Genomic DNA, 20,304 nt, shown 5'->3' with positions numbered 1-20,304 from the left:
GGCGCCCCCCCCCGGCCTCCCGGCCGCCCCGCCGGGGCCTCGCGGCGGGCCTGTTCCGTGCCCGATCTCCCGCTGCGCGGCGGGGCGCCGGCGGGGGCCTCGCGGCGGATCGACTCCCGCAGGACCGTCACGTGGTCGGGTGGTCCCGCCGTGGCCAGCACCCGCCCGCCGCCGTCCACCGCGGCGACCGCGACGTCGAGCAGCCCGGCCACCCCTTCGGTCACCTCGTCCAGCCCGCCGCCCGCCAGCACCACCTGCACCAGCGCCCGGTGCGCCTCCTCGGCGCGGGCCAGCACGGCCGCCTGCCGGTTGAGGATGTCGGTGAGCACCTGGTTGAGGATGTCGTCGAAGCCGACGTCGTCGGGCAGCAGGATCAGCGGGAAGCCGAGCCGGTCGGCCTGCTCCACCATCTCGCCGGGCAGCTCGTCGACGTAGCGGCCGAGCTTGATGGCCAGCGCCGCGAGGCCCCGCTCGTCCAGGTCGGACACCAGGCGGCCGAGCGACTGCGGCGTGTTGCGCAGCGGGTAGCCGGTGGTGAGCAGCAGCTCGTGCGGCTTGACCCAGGCCAGGATGTCGGGCACCTCCATGACGTTGAGGCGCTGCACGATGCGGCCCAGCCCGCTCTCCCCCGCGATCAGCCGCGCCTGCGCGAGGGTGGACACGCCGAGCACCTCCCCCACGGACACGCCGTGGATGATCGTGCCCGTACTCGCCAGCCGGACGGGGGGTTCCATGGGGTCGATTCTGACCCCGGAGGCGGTCTGTCAGGAAGAGCCAACCTTCTCGCGCACTGTTGGCAAATTTCTCCGTACGGAGGGTTGAAGGGGCGTTCTACGGTCAGGTCCAGGCGCGACGAGGAGGCCCGGTGACCGTCGGTACCCATGCGCGGCGGCCGCGCACGCACGTGACCGGCGCCGCGAGCGCGGCCGTGCGGCCGGTGCTGGAGGCGCCGCGCCGGCCCGCGCGCGTGCTGGCGGCCTTCCCGGCCGGCGTGTACCTGCAGGTGCGGACGGACCTGGAGCCGTCGGTCATCGCCGTCATCACGGGCGAGGCGACGAGGCTGCCGAACTCGGTGCTGCTCGCCGGCGACCTGCCGCACGTCGCGGTCGGCGACGAGGCGGCGGTGGGCGACGGCGTGATCCTCCTGGGACGGCTGAGCCTGCACGCCCGCCGCTGGTGGGCCCCCGCCCCGCCGCTCGGCAGGGTCGATCCGGCCCGGCTGCGCGAGGCGGCGCCCCGGCTCGGCGCCGGCACGCCGGGGCTGGCCGGCGACGAGGCCGTGGAGCTCCTGGCGGCCGGCTGCGCGAGCGGCCATCTGCTGGGCGTGCTGACGGCCGCCGAACGGCTGATGGGCCTCGGCCCGGGGCTCACGCCGAGCGGCGACGACGTGCTGGCGGGGCTCCTGGTGACGCTGCGCGGGCTCGGCGCCGCGGCGGGCGCGGAGCGGGCGGTACGGCTGGCCGGATGGCTGGCGGCGACCGTGGCCTTCGACGCCCGCACCCGGACGACGCCCATCTCGGCGACGCTCCTGCACTGCGCGGCGCGCGGCGAGTCCTGCCCCGAGGTGGTCGAGGTGCTGCGCGGCCTGGCGGGGCTGCGGCCGCTGGAGCCGGCCGTGCACCGGTTGCGCCGGCTCGGCCACACCTCCGGCTCGGACCTGGCCCAGGGCATCGCCATCGGCGTGGCCGCGGTCCTGTCGCTGGGCGCCGCCGGATGAGCGCCGTGCCGCGAGGCGGAACCGCGCCGCCGGGCGAAGCCGCGCCGCCGGGCGAGCCCGTACGGGAGGGCGTTGCGATGACACCCACGGACATGGTCCTGGTGAGGCCGGGCGTCTACCACGACTCGGTGGCGCTCATGCGGGTGAGCCGGTCGATGCGGGAGCTGCCGGGCGTGGAGGTGGCCGTCGTCGCGATGGCGACGGAGCTCAACCTGGCGCTGGCCCGCGACCTGGGTTTCAGGCTGCCGGCGGCCGGCCCCGGCGACCTGCTGGTCGCCCTGCGCGGCGGCGACCTGGAGGGGGCCGCGGCGGAGCTGGACCGCCGCCTGGCGCTCCTGTCGGGCGCGCGCGGCCGGGAGGCGGGCGAGCAGTCGCCGCTCACCACCCGCTCGGCGGCCCGGCGCCCGGCGGACCTGGTGCTGGTGTCGGTGCCCGGCGAGCACGCCTTCGCCGAGGCGCTGGACGCGGTGCTGGCGGGTCTCGACGTGATGGTGTTCAGCGACGGGGTGCCCGTCGGCCAGGAGGTGCTGCTCAAGCGGCTGGCCGAGCAGCGCGGCGTGCTCGTCATGGGCCCCGACTGCGGCACCGCCGTGATCGCCGGAGTGGGGCTCGGCTTCGCCAACGTGCTGCGGCCCGGTCCCGTCGGCGTCGTCGCGGCGTCCGGCACCGGAGCCCAGCAGGTCACCTCGCTGCTCGACCTGGCCGGCATCGGGACCAGCCACGTCCTGGGCGTGGGCGGGCGCGACCTGTCGGCCGAGGTGGGCGGGCTGTCGACGCTGCGCGCCCTGCGCATGCTGGACGACGACCCGGCCACCGAACTGATCGTGCTCGTCTCCAAGCCGCCCGACCCGGCCGTGGCCGGCGCCGTGCGCGAGGTGGTGGCCGGCCTGAGCACACCGGTGGTGACGGCGTTCGCCGGGGAGCGCGACCTGACGGCGGCCGCGGAGGAGGCGCTGCGCGCGCTCGGCAGGCCGGTCCCCGCCTGGCCGTGCTGGCCGGCCCGGCCGGGACCGGAGCACCCGGACGGGCCGCAGGGGCGCCCGGTCGGCCCGCCGCGCGCCGGCCGGGAGGAGTCCCGGGGGCGTCGCGGCGGGAGGCTGCTCGGCGTCTACTCGGGCGGGACGCTGTGCGCGGAGGCCCGGCTGATCGTGGGACGGGGCGAGTTCACCGACTACGGGGACGACGCCTACACCCGTGGCCGCGCCCACCCGATGATCGACCCCACCCTGCGGCTGGAGGCGCTGTCCCGCGCCGAACCCGGCGACGTGGTGCTGCTCGACGTGGTCCTCGGTCACGGCGCCGACCCCGACCCGGCCGCCGCGCTCGCGCCCGCCCTCGCAGGCTGTCCCGCGACGGTCGTCGTCGCGCTGGTCGGCACCGAGGACGACCCGCAGGGGCTGCACCGGCAGGCGCAGGCCCTGGCACGGGCGGGGGCCGCCGTGTTCGCCTCCAACGCCCAGGCCGCCCGGTACGCGAAGGACCTGCCATGACGCTGCTCTCCGGCCCGCCCCGCGTGATCACGGCCGGCGCCGGCCTGCTGCGGGAGTCGCTGGCCGCCCAGGCCGTCGCGACGACTCCGGTGGACTGGCGGCCACCTCTGCCCGGCACCGGGCGGGCGCTGGCGCGGGTGCTGGCCGATCCGCGGCTGCCCGCCGCCAACGCGCGGGCCGTCGCCCGGCTGACCTCCGCCCGGCCTGTGCTGGCGGCCGTGCGGCGTGCGTCGGAGGTGCTGGACCTGGGCCGGATGACGTTCCTGCACGCCGGACCGCCCATCACGTGGGAGCGGGCGTCCGGGCCGTTGCGCGGCGCCCTGATCGGCGCGATGCTGCTGGAGGGGTACGCCCACGACGAGCGGGAGGCCGAGGATCGGCTGGCCGCCGGCGAGGTGCGGCTGGAGCCCTGCCACCACCGGGGGGCGGTCGGCCCGATGGCGGGCGTGATCGGCCCGTCGATGTGGATGTTCGAGGTGCGCGACGCCGAGCACGGCGGGGTGGCGTACTGCTCGCTCAACGAGGGCCTGGGCAAGGTGCTGCGCTACGGCGCGTACGGGCCCGAGGTGCTGGAGCGGCTGGCCTGGATGGACCGCGTCCTCGGCCCGGTGCTGTCGGCCGCGGTCGAGCTGGCCGGGCCTGTCGACCTGCGCGGCATGATCGCGCAGGCCCTGCAGATGGGCGACGAGCTGCACAACCGCAACCGCGCCGCCACCTCGTTGCTGCTGAGGGAGCTGGCCCCGGCCGTGGTGGACGCCTCGCCCCGCGACGCCGCCGAGGTGCTGAGGTTCGTCGGCGGCAACGACCACTTCTTCCTCAACGCGGGCATGGCCGCGTGCAAGGTGGCCACGGACGCGGCCCGCGGCGTCCCCGGCTCCTCGATGGTCGTCGCCATGGCGCGCAACGGCACGGACTTCGGGGTGCAGGTGTCGGGGCTGGGCGACCGGTGGTTCACCGGGCCGGCGGGGGTGCCGGACGGGCTCTACCTCGGCGCGTACGGGCCGGCGGACGCCAATCCGGACATCGGCGACTCGACGATCACCGAGACGTCGGGGCTGGGCGGGTTCGCGATGGCGGCGGCTCCGGCGATCGTGCGTTTCGTGGGCGGCGAGGTGGCGGACGCGGTGGCGGCGACGCGGGCCATGTACGAGATCACGCTGTCGGAACATCCGGCGTACCAGATCCCGGGGCTCGGATTCCGCGGCACACCGGTCGGGATCGACCTCACGCTGGTGGCCCGGACAGGCCTGCTGCCCGTGGTCAACACCGGTATCGCGGGGCGGGTGGCGGGCACCGGGCAGGTCGGCGCCGGCCTGGTGGAACCGCCGCTGGAAGCGTTTACAGCGGCATTGCTGGCGCTCGCAGAATCAGCGAATGATCCCCTTTATTAATGATATTTCCGCAGGTCAAGTCATCTGTCAGGAGTGGTCGGCTTCCGTACCCGAATAGCATGCCTATATCGTGTCGAACCTCTTAATCGGGAAGTATGGCGCGACGACGCATGTGACCGACGAGGCGGGAGATGGGGGCGGACATGGCAGCCGACCGCGTGCTCAGCGGGCCCGGCGCGGAGGGGAACGCACCGCAGAGCCCGGTGACCGGCACGGGCCGCCTGATCGGCCGGCGCTACCGGCTGATGTCGCCCGTCGGCCGGGGCGGCATGGGCATGGTGTGGCACGCCCACGACGTGCTGCTCGACCGGGCCGTCGCGGTCAAGGAGCTGATCCTGCCCTTCGGGCTCGACCACGCGGGCAAGCAGGTCGCCCACCGGCGCATGCTGCGCGAGGCCAGGTCGGCCGCGCGGCTGGCGCACCCCGGCATCGTCACCGTGCACGACGTGGTCGAGGAGGACGGCCGGCCGTGGATCGTCATGGAACTGGTCCGCGCCTGGTCCCTCGAACAGGCCGTACGGCAGAGCGGCCCGCTGCCCGTCCTGCAGGTCGCCGAGATCGGCATCCGGGTGCTGGACGCGCTCCGGCACGCGCACGCCGCCGGGATCCTGCACCGCGACGTCAAACCGGGCAACGTGCTGCTCACCTCCGACCGGGTGGTCCTGACCGACTTCGGCATCGCCGCCATCGAGGGCGACGTCACCATCACGCAGACCGGCCTGCTCATGGGGTCGCCCGCGTACGTGCCGCCGGAGCGGCTGTCCGGCCAGCCGATCACGCAGGCGGCCGACCTGTGGTCGTTCGGCGCGACGCTGTACGCGGCCGTGGAGGGGCGGCCGCCGTACGAGGGGCCCGACGCGATCGCGGTGCTCGGCGCGGTGCTGACGCAGGAGCCGGCGCGCCCGGGACGCGCGGGCGCGCTGCTGCCGGTCATCGAGGGACTGCTGCGCAAGAACCCGGCCGAACGGCTGACCGCCGAGCAGGTCGGCGACGCCCTCGAACGGGTGCTGCTCGCCCACGGCTCCGCGCGGCCGCGCACCCCCGACGCCCCGCCGCAGCCGGTGGCGCGGCAGGATCCGCCGCCGGCCGGGCTGCTGCCGCCGCTGGAGCCGCCGTCCGGGCCGATGCCGTCGCGGATCGTCGAGACGCCGTCCGGGCCGGTGCGGGTGCCGTACGACCCGCTGCAGGACCGGCCGGACGGGCACGAGGGACATCCGGGGCCCGCCGCCGGCCGTCCCGCGGACCGGCCGTCGGGGCAGCCGCCGGGGCGGTTCGACGCGTTCGCGAGCACGTCCGAGCCGCTGCGCCTGCCGGAGCCGCCCGGCGACCCGCTCCTCGGGCCGCGGGAGCCCGGCACCGGACCGCACCCCCTCCACGACCTGGGGCCCGACCGCACCACGGGCGCCTACCCCTCCCGCATCCCCGGCACCGGCGCGTACCCGTCACAGGACCTCCCCTCCGGCGCGTACCCGTCACAGGACGCCACGACCGGCGCGCATCCACTGCGGGACCTTCCCTCCGGCGCGTACCCGTCGCAGGACCCCACCCCGGCCGCGTACCCGTCACGGGACTTCCCCTCCGGCGCGTACCCGTCACAGGACGCCACGACCGGCGCGCATCCACTGCGGGACCTTCCCTCCGGCGCGTACCCGTCGCAGGACCCCACCCCGGCCGCGTACCCGTCACGGGACTTTCCGTCGGGCTCGCATGCGCCGCACGAGCAGCCCGGCGGGCTCGGGTCCGGCGGGCTCGGGTCCGGCGGGCTCGGGTCCGGCGGGCTCGGGTCCGGCGGGCTCGGGTCCGGTGGGGAGGCCGGTCCGCCGCCGCCGATCCTGCCGCTGACCACCGGAAGCCGCTCCGCGCTGTGGCCGCTGCCCTCCGAGGAGGACCTGCGCAACCACTCGCGCGACCTGTCCCGCGAGGCGTCCCGCGGCCGCCCGGCCGCCCTCCCTCCAGCCGGTGACCGTCCCGCCAAGGGCAGGCGCAGGCCCGGGGAGCGGGGCAACGGCTGGACACACGACGGCAGGCCCACCCCGCGCCTGATCCTGTCCGCCGTCGCGGCCGCGGGCGCCGTCGCCGCGGCCACGCTGCTGTTCACCGCCCTTGGCGGCGACCCCGCACCGCCCGCCGCCGCGCCCACCGCCGGCACCGCCACTCCGGCCCGTCCCCTGCAGGCGGCGGCCGTCCCGGACGGGTACGAGGAGCACGCCGCGGCGGGTTTCACCGCGGCGGTCCCCAAGGGCTGGAAGGCCGCGATCTCCGGGGACGAGGCCACGTTCAGCGGGCCGAAGGACTCGGGGGTGAACTTCCGGGTCCAGCAGGCCACGCCGCAGGCCGACGGCGGGCTGGCCGAGCTCACCCGGGCCGAGGCGGACGGCGGCGTCGAGAGCTACATCCAGGTGCGGCTGCAGGCCACGCAGTTCCGTACCTGGAAGGCGGCCGACTGGGAGTACACCTACACCCGGTCCAACGGCGTCCCGATGCACGCCCTGACCCGCTACGTCACCGTGGACGACGGCACCGCCTTCCAGATCACCTTCGACATGCCGGAGCTGGTCTGGGACGACCAGGCCGAGGCGCGCAAGGTCTTCCTCGACACCTTCCGCCAGACGACCTGACCGGGGCCGGAGCGCCCGTCCGCGACCGGTGGGGTACGGTCGGCCCATGAAGCTGGCCAGTATCCATCGCTATCCGGTCAAATCCACCAGCGGGCACACCGTCGGGCGGGCCGAGGTGGAGCCCTGGGGACTGGCCGGCGACCGGCGCTTCCTCGTCGTGGACGGGGACGGCGCCATGCTGACCGCGCGCAAGCTCCCCCGGCTGCTGGCCTGCGTCCCGGAGCTGGACGGCGACGCGCTCGTCCTCACCGGCCCGCACGCGCCGCCGCTGCGGGTGCTCCCCGCCGCCGCGCCCCGCACGACGGTGCGGGTGTGGCGGAACGACGTCGAGCTCACCGACTGCGGCGACGAGCCCGCCGCGTGGCTGTCGTCGCTGCTCGACCGGCCCGCCCGGCTCGTGTGGCTGGACGACCCCACCCGCCGGCCGGTCAACCCGGACTACGGGCGGGCCGACGACCGCGTCAGCCTCGCCGACGCCTATCCGCTGCTGCTGACCACGACCGCCTCGCTGAGCCGGCTCGACGACTGGATCGCCGAGACCGCCGCCGAGCGGGGGGAGGAGCCGCCCGCGCCGCTCGACATGCGCCGCTTCCGGCCGAGCGTGGTGGTGGACGGCGTGCGCACGCCGTTCGACGAGGATTCGTGGAAGCGGATCCGGATCGGCGAGGTGGACTTCCGGGTGGTCAAGGGCTGCGACCGGTGCGTCCTGCCGACGGTGGACCCCGTGACGCACGTGTCCGGCAAGGAGCCGACCCGGACCCTGGCCCGGCACCGCAGGTGGGACGGCAAGGTGTGGTTCGGCGTCAACCTCATCCCCGACGCGCGCGGCACGATCGCGCAGGGTGATCCGGTCACCGTCCTCTGACGTCGCCCGGCGGCGGGCGCATCGGGAAAGCCACTTGTCCCCTTTGGGAGGATCTCTCGGCCTATGGGAGACTTCACGGGTGACCAGCGCCCCCACCACACCCGCTGTTACCTCCCCCGATCGCATCCGCGTCGTCCAGCGCCGCACCCTGACCGTGCTGTCGGCCGCGCAGATCGTCGGCGGGGTCGGCGTCGCCGTGGGTCTGGCGCTCAGCTCGGTGGTGGTGGACGAGCTGTCGGGTTCGACGGTCATCAGCGGGTTCGCGGGCACGGCCACCGTGCTGGGCGCGGCCCTGCTGGCGCTTCCCACGGCCAAGGCGGCCGGGCGGGGCGGCCGGCGGATGGGCCTGGCCCTGGCCTACGCGGCGGCGCTGCTGGGCTGCGCGCTGTCCGTCGCCGCCATCACGATCCGCAACTGGCCGTTGCTGCTCGCCGGGCTGGTGCTGGTGGGCGGCGGCAGTGCCGGCAACCTGGCGGCGCGCTACTCGGCGACCGACCTGTCACCGCCGGGGCACGCCGGCCGGCACCTGTCGCTGGTGGTGTGGGCGGCCACCGTCGGCTCCGTCGCCGGGCCCAACCTGGCCAGGCCGGCCGACCAGCTGGGCATGGACGCGGGCCTGGTGGAGAAGGCGGGGCCGTTCGCGTTCGCCGCCCTGGCGTTCGCGCTCGCGCTGCTCGTCGTCATGGCCGGACTCCGCCCCGACCCGCTCAAGCTGGCGCGTGAGCGCGACGGCGCGCCGCCCGTGCCGGCGACCGGCGGGCGCAGGACACTGCGGCGGGCGTGGCGGACGCTGCGGGCGACCCCGATGGCCCGCAAGGCAATGATCATGATCGCGGTGAGCCACACGGCGATGGTGTCGGTCATGTCGATGACCCCGGTCAAACTCCACCACGACGGCTCCAACCTCGACGTCATCGGGCTGGTGATCAGCCTGCACATCGCCGGCATGTACGTCATGTCGCCGGTGGTGGGCTGGCTGGCCGACAAGGCGGGTACGGTGCCGGTGCTGATGGGCGGCATGGCGCTGCTGCTGGGCGCGGCGGCCCTGGCGGGCACGGCCGGTCACAGCGTCTGGCGGATCACCACGGCGCTCGTGCTGCTGGGACTCGGCTGGTCGTGCGGGCTGGTCGCGGGGTCGGCGCTGGTCAGCGAGTCGGTGCCGGTCGAGGGGCGGACGGCGGTGCAGGGGCTGTCGGACCTGCTCATGAACGTCTGCGGGGCCACCGGCACGGTGGCCGCCGGCGCCATCGTGGACCGCCTCTCGTACGGCACGCTCGGCCTGGTGGTCGGCGTGATGGTGGCGGCGGCCGGCCTCTGGCTCGCCGCCACGCACCGGCGCGCCACCTGACCACGGGCCCCGGCCCGGCCGGAGGACCCCGCGGAGCAGGCGCCGGCCGCCACGCGCGGCGGGGGCGGTCGCTCCGTCCCGGTCAGCCGTGGTCGTGCGAGGTGCCGGTGTGCGCGGGACGCCGCCCGGCCGGGGGAAGCGTCACCTGGACGCGGGCCCCCGCCCCCGCCGCCGGCGGAGTGGTGGCGAAGCTGATCCCGTTGGGCTCCTCGCCCACCTCGACGGTGGCGACGGCCCTGCCGGTGGGCAGGTCGAGGACGGAGACCGTGCCGTCGTAGACGTTCGTCACCCAGGCCCGGTCGCCCCTCGGGGCGACCACCAGGCCGTGCGGGCCGGAACCGGTGGCCATCCGGCCGGTCACCTTCATGGTCCGGGTGTCGATGACGGAGACCACGGCACCCGGCCGCCGCTCGGTGCCCTGATCGGCCGACAGCAGCGTCCGCCCGTCGGGCGTGAGGTACGCCTGCGCGGGCGCGGCCGACACAGCGGTCCTGCCGACGACCTCGGCCGTCCGCAGATCGACCTTCACCACACCGGCCGGCTCGGAGACGGTGGCGTAGGCGTGGCGTCCGTCCGGCGAGACCGCCACCTGCACCGGCGCTCCGCCCACCTTCACGCCCGCGGTCTTGACGTCGGTCCGGGTGTCGACGACGTCCACCGTCCCCGCCTTCGTGTTGGCCACCACCAGCGCGGTCCCGTCGGGAGTGGGCCGGGCGCCGTGCGGACCGCCGCCGACGCGGATGACCTTCGCCGACGTCAGGTCGGCCGTACGGTACGCCGACACGGTGCCGTCGCCGTAGTTGGTGACATACGCCTTGGCGCCGTCGGGCGTCACCACCACGTGGGCCGGTGCCGCGCCGGTCGGCCCGGACGCCTTGAGCCCGTGACCGGCCGCGTCGAGCTCGGCCACCGTGGCGGTGTCGCCGCTGACGGCGTACACGCGGTCGCCGGGGGCGACCTGGACGTTGTGCGGTTCGCTGATCCCGCTCACGGTGACGGCCACGGCGTTGGTGGCCGCGTCGATGGCCACCAGGGCGTCACCGCCTTCCACGGCCACCCACACCGTTCCCCGCGTGCCTGACGAGGACGCCGGCGGCGCAGCGGGGCGTCCGGCCTCCTCCGCCGGAGAGCACGCCACGAGCCCCGCCGTCATGACCGCCGCCGAGCAGACGCCGGTGATCGTCCTCCATGTCCGCCGACCCATGCGATCGTTCTCCTGTCCTCGATAGTAGAAGCCGCAGGCTTGCGCCCGTGCGACCTCCACACGCTGGCGATGGTGCAGACAGGGGCCATCCTCACAGCGTCTCCCACTGCCCTACGTGTGACTAAGGTCCTTAGTAGGCGGTCGAAGGTCACCGTCGGCCGGGGCGGCGCGTGCCTTCCCGACGAGGAGCCGGGCGCCCGTCACTTGGCGTCGGCGTAGCAGGAGACCGCGACGGCCTCCATCGGGAACCGGACCGGCGTCGCGCCGAACACCAGGCGGGTCGCCTCCTCGGCCGCCGCCGAGACCGCGTCGATCACCTCGCGCGCCAGGCCGAGCGGGCAGTGCACCATGACCTCGTCGTGCTGGAAGAACACCAGCCGGGCCGGCTCGGGCAGCAGCCCGCGCAGCACCGCCATCAGGGCGAGCGCCCATTCGGCGGCGGTCGCCTGCACGACGAAGTTGCGGGTGAAGCGGCCCCGGTCACGAGCCGCCCGGCCGCCCTCGGGCCCGGCGACGAGCTCCCGCCACCGCTCGGACGGGGGCGGGCTGGTGCGCCCCAGCCAGGAGCGGACCAGCCGGCCCTCCTCACCGGCCTTGGCGGCGTCCTCGACGAACCGGTAGGCGTGGGGGAAGCGCTGACGCATCATCGCCAGCAACTTGGGGGCGTCGCCGCTGGTGCCGCCGTACATGGCGGACAGCATCGCTATCTTGGCGTGGTCGCGATCACCGCCGAACGCCTGGGCGAGCGCGGAGTAGAGGTCGATCTCGCCAGCCGCCCTGGCCAGCCCCGCGTCGCCGGCCATCGCGGCGAGCACCCGCGGTTCGAGCTGGGCGGCGTCGGCGACGACGAGCGTCCAGCCCTCGTCGGCCACGACGACGCGCCGCATCACCTTGGGGATCTGCAGCGCCCCGCCGCCCGAGGTGGCCCAGCGGCCGGAGACCACGCCGCCCACCACGTATTCGGGCCGGAACCGGCCGCCGCGCACCCACTGGTCGGCCCAGGCCCAGCCGTGGAAGCTGTGCAGGCGGGCCAGCTCCTTGTAGGCCAGCAGCGGTTCGACGGCGGGGTGGTCGATCCGCTTGAGCTCCCAGGACCGGGTGCTCTTCAGCGCCACGCCCGCGCCCTTGAACGCCTTGACGAGCTGCTGGACCGAGTCGGGGTTGACCGGATGGCCGAAAGCGGCCGCCACCTCGTCGGCCAGCGCCTGCAGCCTGGCCGGGCGCATGCCGTGCACCGGGCGGGGCCCGAGCAGCTCGGTGAGCAGCGCGTCGTGCACGTCGCGCCGCCAGGGCATGCCGTCGTGGCCCATCTCGGCGGCGATCAGCGCGCCCGCCGACTCGGCGGCGACCAGCAGCCGGAACCGCCCCGGGTCGGGCAGCGCCTCGACGCGCCGGAGCTGGTCGGCCAGCACCTCCGCCACGGCGTCCGCGCCGAGCGGCTCGGGCGCGAACAGCGTGCCGGGCATGCTGGGCTGCTCGTCGGGCACCGGCCGGCCGTGCAGCCTGGCGTGGGCCGCCCTGGCCGAGCGGGGCTCGCCGTAGCGGCCCTCGCAGGCGAGCAGCAGCCCCTCGGTGAGCGTGAGATCGTGGCAGCGCGAGACGCGCACACCCGCGTCGAGCAGGGGCGGGTAGGCCTCGCGTGTGTCGGCCCACACCCACCGGGGGCGCCGCGCGGCCCCGGCGTCCGGACCGGCCTCCAGCTCGCGAACGGCCGCCGCCAGGTCGGCCGGCCGCCGGGCCGCGCCCTGCCCGGAGGCGATCGGGAGGACGGTCTCTCCCGCCAGCACCACGTACACGCCCCCAGCGTGCCAGGCGGCTACGACAGACCGATGACGACCTCGTCCTCGACCGGCGGTTCGAGCTCCTGCGCCAGGCAGCCGGTGGCCGCGTAGCAGCGGATGGTCAGCGTCTCCGGCGTGACGGACAGGCGCAGGAACTGCTTGAAGAACGGCGGGGTGTCCCAGTCGGACAGCTCGGACAGGTAGCGGTGGAACACCTTGTCGACCGGCAGCCGTAACGGCCACGGCCAGGCCCCGAGCAGCCGCGCCGCCCACCGTACGCGGCGGGTGATCCGGACCGGGCCCTCGACGGGACGCACGGGGGTGTTGCCGACGTGCTCGGCGGTGACGCAGGCGGCCTCGGCGGGGGTGAGGGAGAGCCACTTCATCCGCAGCCGCCGGGCGTAGAAGTGGCTGTAGAACGACAGCGAGTCCCCGCGCAGCGGGTAGCACCTGAAGTCGTCCTCCCGCACGCCGGCCACGTCCACCCGCCGGATGGTGTGGGTGGCGTGCATGAACGCCCCGCCGCCGCCGGAGACCACGTACTGGATCACCCGGTCGCCGACCCGCACGGGGTAGCGCTGGTAGTTGTGCACGTCGCCGCCGATGGCGGCCACGTAGCGGTGGGCGGGGTCGCGCACGATGTCGTCGATCGTGCCGCCGTCCTCCAGCGGCGACGGCTTGTAGGCGTTGGCGGTGTAGATGGGCTTGCCGGTGACGAGGATCTTCGGCCGCGGGTCGCGCGACACCTCGCGCAGCCACGCGGCCTGCCGCCGGTCGACGGCGTTGCGGATGCCGGTGTCGACGCCGACGACGAGCAGGCTGTCGCTCTCGATCGCCCAGTACGGTCCCGGCTGCGCGGCGGGCCCGGTGGCCTGCTGGGAGGGCCGTGCCCGGAGCTTGCGTGCCTCGGCCAGGCGGGCCTCGTCGACGGGCTCGGGCCGGCGCCACAGCAGACCGCGCAGCCGGCCGGTGTCGGGCTTGGGCCGGAGCGCGGGGGCGTCGCAGAAGACGCGCATGAAGCCGCCGAGCCCGTCGTACCAGTCGTGGTTCCCGGGGACGGCGTAGATGGGCGCCGGGTAGTCCTGGTACGGCCGGAAGAACTTGTCGCCGTACTCGTTGCCCGAGCCCGCCGGGTAGACCACGTCGCTGGCCACGATGGCGAAGGCCGTGCCCTCCCCCGCCCTGAGCATGCCGGGCACCACGGCGTACTGGGAGGCGTCGCCCTCGCCGGTGTCGCCCAGCAGCAGGAAGTCGAAGCTCGCCCCCAGGCCGGGCCGGATGCGCAGCCCGGGGTCGGCGCCGCGGGCCCGCTGCCCGGCGACCCACCGCTCGCGCACCTGTCCGGACGGGTCGCCCAGCAGCCCCGCGACGACCTCGTTGCGCGAGCGCCACAGCGTGGGCGCGCTGAGCCAGGTGAAGCCCCGCCGGTGGGGTCTGAGCCGCTCGAACGTGCCGATCTGCTGACAGCGCCACCCGGCGCCCTCCTCCGACACCCGGGAGGAGAGCTGCTTTCCACGTTCGGCCGCGACATCCACCATGTCCACATCTTTACGGTGATCTTCCCCTGGCGCATCCGAACGCTGAGTGCCGTGACGGACACAGAAGGTTCGCGATGGTGTAGCCTCACGGCCCAAGCAAGCGGTTGTCGGCCGCGAGGAGGGCTGCCATGGCCCGGAACGGTTCGGACGATGCGACCCGGCGAGACCTCCAGGAGGTGGACGCCATCGAGGGCCTGCTGGCGTACGCCCGGACCCGGTCACGCTGGAGCCGCACGGGCGTGCGGAGTGTGCGGGAGGCGATCCGGCGCAGCCGGGCGCTGGCGGGCGCCGACCCCGCCAGGCACGCGCCGCTGCTCGCCCGCTCGCTGCGGGCGGCGGCCTGGCTGATGCTCCGGCGGGGGCGGCCCGGCGAGGCGCTGGCCCCGGCGGAGGAGGCGGTCGCGATCACCCGCGGGGCGGGCGGGGCGCCGCTGGTGGTCTGCCTGGTCTGCCTGGCCGACGTCTACCGGGCGCTGCGCCGGTACGAGGAGGCCGAGGTGGCTCTGGAGGAGGCCGAGACGACGGCCCTCGCCGACCCGAACTGACCGAGCCGGGCCGCCCCCGAGCCCGACCCGACCCCGACCCGAGCCGACCAAGGCCGACAGGGGCCGACCGGGGCCGACCGGGGCCGACCGGAGCCGACCGGAGCCGACCGGAGCTGGCCCAGCCCGCGACCCGACTGAGCCGGGCCGAGGGGCTGGGCCGAGGGGCTGGGCCGAGGGGCTGGGCCGAGGGGAGGTCAGGGGATCAGGACGCCCGGGTTGAGCACGCCGGCCGGGTCCACCCGCTCCTTGACCGCCCGCAGGATCCCCACGCCCACCGGCCCGAGCTCGGCCGCGTACGCCTCCCGGTGGTCACGGCCCACGCCGTGGTGGTGCGACACGGTGCCGCCCGCCTCCACGACGGCCGCCGTGGCCGCCTCCTTGGCGTGGGCCCACTGCGCCACCGGGTCGCCGTGCTGCGCGGTCACCACGGTGAAGTACAGGCAGGCGCCGGTCTCGTACACGTGGGAGACGTGGCACATGACCAGCGGCGAGCCGAGCGACCCGTGCAGCGCCAGCCGCACGGCGTCGTACAGGCGCGGCAATCCCGACCAGAACCCGGCGGTCTCCAGCGTCTCCACCGTCGCCCCGGCGGCCAGCAGCGAGTCGCGCAGGTAGGGGGCCGAGAAGCGGCCGTGCTCCCAGGCCCGCCCCGGCTCCTCGCCGAGCGGCTCGCCGCCGAGCCGGGTGAGCACCCGGGCCGCCCCGGCCCGGGTGGCCGCCACGGACGCGCCCTCGTATCCGGCGATCACCAGGCACCCGCCGTCCGCGCCGCCGCCCCCGCCGATGGCGTCCGGCCGGGCCAGGCCGACCATGGTCTCGGTCTCGTCCGACAGGCGCAGCACGGTGGGCAGCGGCCCTTCCTGGGCCAGGGCGCGCAGCGCCGCGGTCCCCTCGCGGAAGGAGGCGAACCGCCAGCCCTCGTACGCCTTCTCGGCCGGCGCGCGACGCACCCGCAGCCGCAGCGAGGTGATGACCCCGAAGGCGCCCTCGGAGCCGAGGACGAGCTGGCGCAGGTCGGGGCCGGCCGCCGACTTGGGCGCCCGGCCCAGCTCCAGCGGGCCGGCGGGGGTGGCCACGGTCATACCGGCGACCATGTCGTCGAACCTGCCGTAACCGGCCGACGCCTGGCCGCTGGAGCGCGCCGCCGCGAAGCCGCCGAGGGTGGCGTACTCGTACGACTGGGGGAAGTGGCCGAGGGTCAGCCCGTGGGCGGCGAGCAGCCGCTCGGCCTCGGGCGCCCGCGCCCCCGGCTGGAACTCGGCGAGCATCGACTCGGCGTCCACCGACAGCAGCCGGTCCATCCGGCCGAGGTCGAGCGCCACCACCCCGGCGAAAGCGGCCCGCTCGGCCACCAGCCCGCCCACCACGGAGGTGCCGCCGCCGAAGGGCACCACCGCGATCCGTTCGCGGGAGCACAGCGCGAGCAGTTCGGCGACCTCCTCGTGCGAGCCGGGCAGCACGACGGCGTCCGGCGCGTCGAGGCCGTCGCCGGCGCGCATGAGCAGCAGGTCGGGGGTGGACTTGCCGCGGGTGTGCCGCACCCGCGCCTCGTGCGAGGTGCGCACGTGCGGGGCGCCGACGACGCCGCCGAGCGCCTCCAGCAGGTGGGCGGGCAGCGTGACCGGCGCCAGCCGGACCTCCTCCAGGGGGACCGGCGGCCGCTCGGGCGCGCGCACGCCCAGCAGGTCGCGCAGCAGCGCCCTGACCGGCTCGGGCAGCTCGCGGGCGCGGGCGGGGTCGCCCCAGCCCGACCACAGCATGGGTTCACGAGTCGTCACGCTCTACACTGTGACATATGACGTCGATTCGTCACAATGAGGGCGTCCTGGACGCGGCGCTGGAGTGCGTGCTGGCGTACGGGGTGCGCCGGACCACGCTCACCGACGTGGCGCGCCGTGCCGGGGTGTCGCGGATGACGCTCTACCGCCGCTGGCCCGACGTGCGCTCGCTGGTCGCCGACCTGATGACCCGCGAGTGGGTGCGCGCGGTCGAGGGCCTGGACCTGGCCGACCCGGTCGCGGCCGTGGTCGAGGGGGTACGGCGGCTGCGGGAGCACCCGCTCTGGCGGAAGATCGTCGAGGCGGATCCGGACCTGCTCCTGCCGTACCTGCTGCACCGCCGGGGCGCCACCCACGAGGCCGTCCTGACCGTGCTCGAACGCGCGGTCGGCGACCCCGCGCGGGCCAGGGCGGTGCTGCTGGTGGCGCAGGCGTTCCTGATGTCGGCCCCGACGCTGACCGGACCGACGCCCGGACCGACGCCCGGACCGACGCCAGGACCGACGCCCGAACCGACGACGGACGGAACGCCGACCGGACAGGTGACGCTCGACGATCTCGACGCCGAGCTGACGGCACTGCTGGAGGGATACCTTGGACAGCCCGATCGACCCCGCTAGCTCGCTCAACGCCGCGCGCCGGGCCCGCGAGCTGCGCCACGCCGCCGAGGAGCGCCTGGACGTGCTCGTGGTGGGCCTGGGCGTGACGGGCGCGGGCGCCGCGCTCGACGCCGCCTCCCGCGGGCTGAGCGTGGCCGCGATCGACGCGCACGACCTGGCGTTCGGCACGTCCAGGTGGAGCTCCAAGCTGGTGCACGGCGGCCTGCGCTACCTGGCCAGGGGGCAGGTCGGCGTCGCCCACGAGAGCGCGGTCGAGCGCGGCATCCTGCTGCGCCGCACCGCGCCGCACCTGGTGAAGGCGCACCCCTACCTGCTGCCGCTCACGCCGGGCGTCTCGCGCGCCCAGGAGGCGCTGGTGCTGGCCGGCTACCGCGTCGGCGACGGCCTGCGCGCCGCCGCCCGCACCCCGCGCCACCTGCTGCCAGGACCGTCCCGGCTCGACGCGGCGCGGGCGCGCCGCCTGGCGCCGTTCCTGGAGCCGGACGGGCTGCGGGGCGGCCTGCTGTCGTGGGACGGCCGGCTGGTGGACGACGCCCGCCTGGTCGTGGCCGTCGCCCGGACGGCCGCCGCGCACGGCGCGCGCGTCCTGACCCGCTGCCGCGCCCTGGAGCTGACCGGCCACGGCGCCCGGGTCCGCGACGAGCTGACCGGCGAGGAGTTCGAGATCCGCGCCAGGGCCGTGGTCAACGCGACCGGCGTGTGGGCGGGCGGCCTCGACCCCCGGGTGCGGCTGCGCCCGTCCCGCGGCACCCATCTGGTGCTCCGGCCGGGCACCGTGCCGGGGCTCGCCGCCGGGCTGCACCTGCCGGTCCCCGGCGAGCGCAACCGGTTCGCGCTCCTGCTGCCCCAGGCCGACGGCCGCGCGTACGTCGGGCTCACCGACGAACCCGTGGACGGCCCCGTCCCGGACGTCCCCGACGTGCCCGAGGAGGACGTCAGGGCGCTCCTGGACGTCCTCAACGCCGCGCTGGGAACTCCGGTGCGCCGTGAGGCGGTCGCGGGGGCCTACGCGGGCCTGAGGCCGCTGCTGGCCGCCTCCGGCCGCCCCAGGGGCACCGGGAGCACCGCCGGTGTCGCGAGCACGGGTGGTCGCACCTCCGACCTGTCCCGCCGGCACGCCGTCCTCTTCGGCGACGGGCTCGTCACGGTCGTCGGGGGGAAGCTGACCACCTACCGCCGGATGGCGCAGGACGCCGTGGACCGGGCGGTGGCGGAGGCGCGGCTCACGGCGGGCCCCTGCCGTACCGCCCGGATCCCCCTCGCCGGCGCGCCCGGCGCGGGGCGGGCGCGGCGGGCGGGGCGGCGCGCCGAGGGCGGCGACCTCCCGGCGCGCCTCGTCGAGCGTTACGGCAGCGAGGCGGCGGCCGTCCACGACCTCGTCCGGGCGCACCCGGAGGAGGTGGGACTCGGCATCACCAAGGGCGAGCTGCTCTGGTCCGTCCTGCACGAGGGCGCGCTCGACGAGAGCGACCTGCTCGACCGGCGCACGCGGATCGGCCTCGTCCCGGAGGACCGGGAGGCGGCGCTGCCCGCCGCCCGTGACACGCTGGGCTGAACCGCCACATCTCAATCCCCCGGACCGTTAGGTTAGTCTTACCTAATCTCGCGAAGGGGGAGCGTTGTCCAGGCGTTGCGGACATCCGGACGGATGCCACACCGGCACCGTGCCCACGCTGGCCAGTGCCACCGTGGGAGCCCGGTTGTGGCTGCTGGTGGAGTACCCGGGTCCCTGGCCGTCGCATCTGGAGAGTTTCGACCTCCCCGAGGACATCGCAGCGCTCGTCCGGCGGGCACTCGACCGGGGCGTCCGGCCCCAGCTGATCCGCCGCCCCGGACGACGGGTCCGCCCGCGGCAGCAGGGGATGCGGGTCCTCGTCGCCTACGGCGAGGGCCCCGAGCCGTGGCTGGCCTCGGGCTTCGTCGCAGGTCCGGACGATCTTGACCTGGACGCGCTGGTGGCGGGAGTGGTCCCGGAGTCCTGCATACTGGAGGACGAGCCGGTATTTCTGGTCTGCACGCACGCCAAGCGCAATGCGTGTTGTGCCCGCATTGGACTACCCCTCGCCCGGACCCTGGCGGAAAACCTGCCGGGGCGGGTATGGGAAACGTCACACGTTGGTGGCGATCGGTACGCCGCCAACCTCGTGTGCTTGCCACACGGAATTTTCTACGGCAGCATGTCTCAGGCTGCTGCGATCGCAGCGGCGAACGCGTACCGGTCGGGCGAGGTCATCCTCGACCGTTTCCGGGGGCGCGCAGGCATCCCTGAGCCATTGCAAGCCGTCGAGCACTTCGCCCGAGCCCATACGGGAGAGTGCTCCGTCGGCGCAGTGGCCGTGGAATCCTCCAGGTCGGACGGGGACGTCACCGAAGCCATCGTGCGCGTCGGCGACACCCGGCTGCAGGTTGTGGTTGAGCCATCGGCGTTCCGAGCGCCGTGTGGCACGGCTTGCGCCGAGACGATCACCACCTACCGGCTGGTTTCGCTGGACAGGCTCGCGCCTGTGCGGTACGCCACGCCGGCACTCACCTGACCAAGGGAACATCACGGCCCCACCTTGCGTTGGAACAGTGACGCCTAAAGCGTCCAATGCGGCTCAATTACCGAAATACCTCTCACGAAGGTGGTTTTCTCATGTCTCAGGTACGTCGGCAGCTCGCCCGCCCGCGCCCCAGCTGGGGTTGGCAGGATGATGCCGCGTGCCGGGGTGAGGACCTCGTGCTCTTCTTCGGCCCCGACGGGGAGCGGCAGCCCGAGCGTGACGTACGCGAGCGCAAGGCCAAGGCCATCTGCGCCCAGTGTCCCGTCCGCACCGAGTGCCTTGACTACGCGCTGTCCCGTCCGGAGAAGTACGGCACGTGGGGTGGCCTGAACGAGGACGAGCGCGCCTCCGAGCGTCGCCGTCGCATGCGCCGCGCGGCCAGCGCCGGCATCTCCGCCGCCTGACACCCGGCAGCACCGAGCGGCCGCGTGATCCCGCCGTTGTCCCGATGAACCGAGTCCTGGCCAGCCACGTCCAGTCCTCGGCGAACCCGGTCGGGACAACTGTCTGATCAGGCGGCGCTCGACCCCCGAGCACGCGAAGAGCCCGGCGTCACCCCCGACGCCGGGCTCTTGCCGTTCCCTCCCTTGTTCCGCCCCCTCGTCCGATCCCTCGGGTTTCAGACGATCAGGTCGTCGAACTCTCCGTCCTTCGCGCCCAGGACGAACGCGGTGATCTCGGCCCGGGTGTAGACGAGGGCCGGATCGTCCGGGAAGCGCGAGTTGCGCATCGCGATCTCTCCCGTGGGCAGGGCCGCCACCTCGACACAGTTGCCGTTGGGGTTGCTCCGCCTGCTCTTGCGCCAGACGACGGGGAGGCGGCCTGCGGGCGTTCCGTTGCGGAACTCATGCATGGAAGAAGCTCCT

General features: G+C 75.2%; 17 protein-coding genes. 11 read left to right on the top strand and 6 right to left on the bottom strand.

Annotated elements, in window-relative coordinates:
- Positions 1-734: PucR family transcriptional regulator ligand-binding domain-containing protein (locus CXR44_RS40705; protein WP_245898975.1), on the bottom strand; the 734-nt coding region annotated here is incomplete at its 3' end.
- A gap of 131 nt (positions 735-865) precedes the next feature.
- Between CXR44_RS40705 and CXR44_RS08500 the strand changes: the two genes are divergently transcribed.
- The 6 genes from CXR44_RS08500 to CXR44_RS08470 all read left to right on the top strand — a co-directional run bounded on the left by CXR44_RS08500 (position 866) and on the right by CXR44_RS08470 (position 9,429).
- Positions 866-1,717, top strand: coding sequence for an oxamate carbamoyltransferase subunit AllH family protein (locus CXR44_RS08500; RefSeq protein ID WP_101784366.1), 852 nt, complete (start codon positions 866-868; stop codon positions 1,715-1,717).
- 77 nt (positions 1,718-1,794) lie between these two features.
- Positions 1,795-3,207, top strand: coding sequence for an AllF/FdrA family protein (locus tag CXR44_RS08495; protein ID WP_101784365.1), 1,413 nt, complete (start codon positions 1,795-1,797; stop codon positions 3,205-3,207).
- Positions 3,204-4,598 carry a YlbE family protein gene (locus CXR44_RS08490; RefSeq protein WP_101784364.1) on the top strand — a complete coding sequence of 465 codons (1,395 nt, stop codon included), beginning with the start codon at positions 3,204-3,206 and terminating at the stop codon, positions 4,596-4,598. The genes CXR44_RS08495 and CXR44_RS08490 overlap by 4 nt, the downstream gene beginning before the upstream one ends.
- Positions 4,599-4,741: 143 nt before the next feature.
- On the top strand, positions 4,742-7,216 hold the full coding sequence (locus tag CXR44_RS40700; protein ID WP_245898973.1) for a protein kinase domain-containing protein: 2,475 nt from the start codon (positions 4,742-4,744) through the stop codon (positions 7,214-7,216).
- A gap of 46 nt (positions 7,217-7,262) precedes the next feature.
- On the top strand, positions 7,263-8,081 hold the full coding sequence (locus tag CXR44_RS08475; protein WP_101784363.1) for an MOSC domain-containing protein: 819 nt from the start codon (positions 7,263-7,265) through the stop codon (positions 8,079-8,081).
- A 79-nt stretch (positions 8,082-8,160) separates the two neighbouring features.
- Positions 8,161-9,429 (top strand): MFS transporter, encoded by a 1,269-nt coding sequence (locus CXR44_RS08470; RefSeq protein WP_245898971.1) that lies wholly within the window; start codon positions 8,161-8,163, stop codon positions 9,427-9,429.
- An 82-nt stretch (positions 9,430-9,511) separates the two neighbouring features.
- On the opposite strand, the gene CXR44_RS08465 is transcribed toward CXR44_RS08470, so the two are convergent.
- The 3 genes from CXR44_RS08465 to CXR44_RS08455 all read right to left on the bottom strand — a co-directional run bounded on the left by CXR44_RS08465 (position 9,512) and on the right by CXR44_RS08455 (position 13,952).
- Positions 9,512-10,486 (bottom strand): YncE family protein, encoded by a 975-nt coding sequence (locus CXR44_RS08465; protein WP_180903256.1) that lies wholly within the window; start codon positions 10,484-10,486, stop codon positions 9,512-9,514.
- A 347-nt stretch (positions 10,487-10,833) separates the two neighbouring features.
- A complete protein-coding gene (locus tag CXR44_RS08460; RefSeq protein WP_101784361.1) occupies positions 10,834-12,429 on the bottom strand; it encodes a bifunctional 3'-5' exonuclease/DNA polymerase in 1,596 nt (531 codons plus the stop codon).
- A gap of 20 nt (positions 12,430-12,449) precedes the next feature.
- Complete coding sequence (locus CXR44_RS08455; protein ID WP_101785304.1) at positions 12,450-13,952, bottom strand: metallophosphoesterase family protein; 1,503 nt, start codon at positions 13,950-13,952, stop codon at positions 12,450-12,452.
- A gap of 128 nt (positions 13,953-14,080) precedes the next feature.
- On the opposite strand from CXR44_RS08455, the gene CXR44_RS08450 reads away from it, so the two are divergent.
- Positions 14,081-14,497: a tetratricopeptide repeat protein gene (locus CXR44_RS08450; RefSeq protein ID WP_101784360.1), complete on the top strand. Its 417-nt coding sequence runs from the start codon at positions 14,081-14,083 to the stop codon at positions 14,495-14,497.
- A gap of 194 nt (positions 14,498-14,691) precedes the next feature.
- Here the strand turns inward: CXR44_RS08450 and CXR44_RS08445 are convergent, their stop codons facing one another.
- Complete coding sequence (locus tag CXR44_RS08445; protein WP_101784359.1) at positions 14,692-16,257, bottom strand: FAD-binding oxidoreductase; 1,566 nt, start codon at positions 16,255-16,257, stop codon at positions 14,692-14,694.
- 35 nt (positions 16,258-16,292) lie between these two features.
- On the opposite strand from CXR44_RS08445, the gene CXR44_RS08440 reads away from it, so the two are divergent.
- The 4 genes from CXR44_RS08440 (at position 16,293) to CXR44_RS08425 (ending at position 19,842) form a co-directional block, all read left to right on the top strand.
- On the top strand, positions 16,293-16,895 hold the full coding sequence (locus CXR44_RS08440; protein WP_101784358.1) for a TetR/AcrR family transcriptional regulator: 603 nt from the start codon (positions 16,293-16,295) through the stop codon (positions 16,893-16,895).
- Positions 16,870-18,450: a glycerol-3-phosphate dehydrogenase/oxidase gene (locus CXR44_RS08435; RefSeq protein ID WP_101784357.1), complete on the top strand. Its 1,581-nt coding sequence runs from the start codon at positions 16,870-16,872 to the stop codon at positions 18,448-18,450. Before CXR44_RS08440 ends, CXR44_RS08435 begins: the two co-directional genes overlap by 26 nt.
- 109 nt (positions 18,451-18,559) lie before the next feature.
- Positions 18,560-19,429: a sucrase ferredoxin gene (locus CXR44_RS08430; RefSeq protein WP_245898969.1), complete on the top strand. Its 870-nt coding sequence runs from the start codon at positions 18,560-18,562 to the stop codon at positions 19,427-19,429.
- 101 nt (positions 19,430-19,530) lie between these two features.
- Positions 19,531-19,842, top strand: a complete 312-nt coding sequence (locus CXR44_RS08425) for a WhiB family transcriptional regulator (protein ID WP_101784355.1) — start codon at positions 19,531-19,533, stop codon at positions 19,840-19,842.
- A 215-nt stretch (positions 19,843-20,057) separates the two neighbouring features.
- On the opposite strand, the gene CXR44_RS08420 is transcribed toward CXR44_RS08425, so the two are convergent.
- Positions 20,058-20,291, bottom strand: coding sequence for a DUF397 domain-containing protein (locus tag CXR44_RS08420; protein WP_101784354.1), 234 nt, complete (start codon positions 20,289-20,291; stop codon positions 20,058-20,060).
- Between the last annotated feature and the right edge of the window lie 13 nt (positions 20,292-20,304).

Origin of the sequence: Nonomuraea indica (genome assembly GCF_002850745.1) — a bacterium.
GTDB classification, from domain to species: domain Bacteria; phylum Actinomycetota; class Actinomycetes; order Streptosporangiales; family Streptosporangiaceae; genus Nonomuraea; species Nonomuraea indica.
This window is presented reverse-complemented; position numbering and strand designations above follow the sequence as displayed.

Coding starts and splice junctions, on each gene's coding strand:
- CXR44_RS08445 (WP_101784359.1), bottom strand. CDS start 16,257: ATGCTGTGGTCGGGCTGGGGCGACCCCGCCCGCGCCCGCGAGCTGCCC.
- CXR44_RS08450 (WP_101784360.1), top strand. CDS start 14,081: ATGGCCCGGAACGGTTCGGACGATGCGACCCGGCGAGACCTCCAGGAG.
- CXR44_RS08490 (WP_101784364.1), top strand. CDS start 3,204: ATGACGCTGCTCTCCGGCCCGCCCCGCGTGATCACGGCCGGCGCCGGC.
- CXR44_RS08425 (WP_101784355.1), top strand. CDS start 19,531: ATGTCTCAGGTACGTCGGCAGCTCGCCCGCCCGCGCCCCAGCTGGGGT.
- CXR44_RS40700 (WP_245898973.1), top strand. CDS start 4,742: ATGGCAGCCGACCGCGTGCTCAGCGGGCCCGGCGCGGAGGGGAACGCA.
- CXR44_RS08475 (WP_101784363.1), top strand. CDS start 7,263: ATGAAGCTGGCCAGTATCCATCGCTATCCGGTCAAATCCACCAGCGGG.
- CXR44_RS08495 (WP_101784365.1), top strand. CDS start 1,795: ATGACACCCACGGACATGGTCCTGGTGAGGCCGGGCGTCTACCACGAC.
- CXR44_RS08455 (WP_101785304.1), bottom strand. CDS start 13,952: ATGGTGGATGTCGCGGCCGAACGTGGAAAGCAGCTCTCCTCCCGGGTG.
- CXR44_RS08420 (WP_101784354.1), bottom strand. CDS start 20,291: ATGCATGAGTTCCGCAACGGAACGCCCGCAGGCCGCCTCCCCGTCGTC.
- CXR44_RS08440 (WP_101784358.1), top strand. CDS start 16,293: ATGACGTCGATTCGTCACAATGAGGGCGTCCTGGACGCGGCGCTGGAG.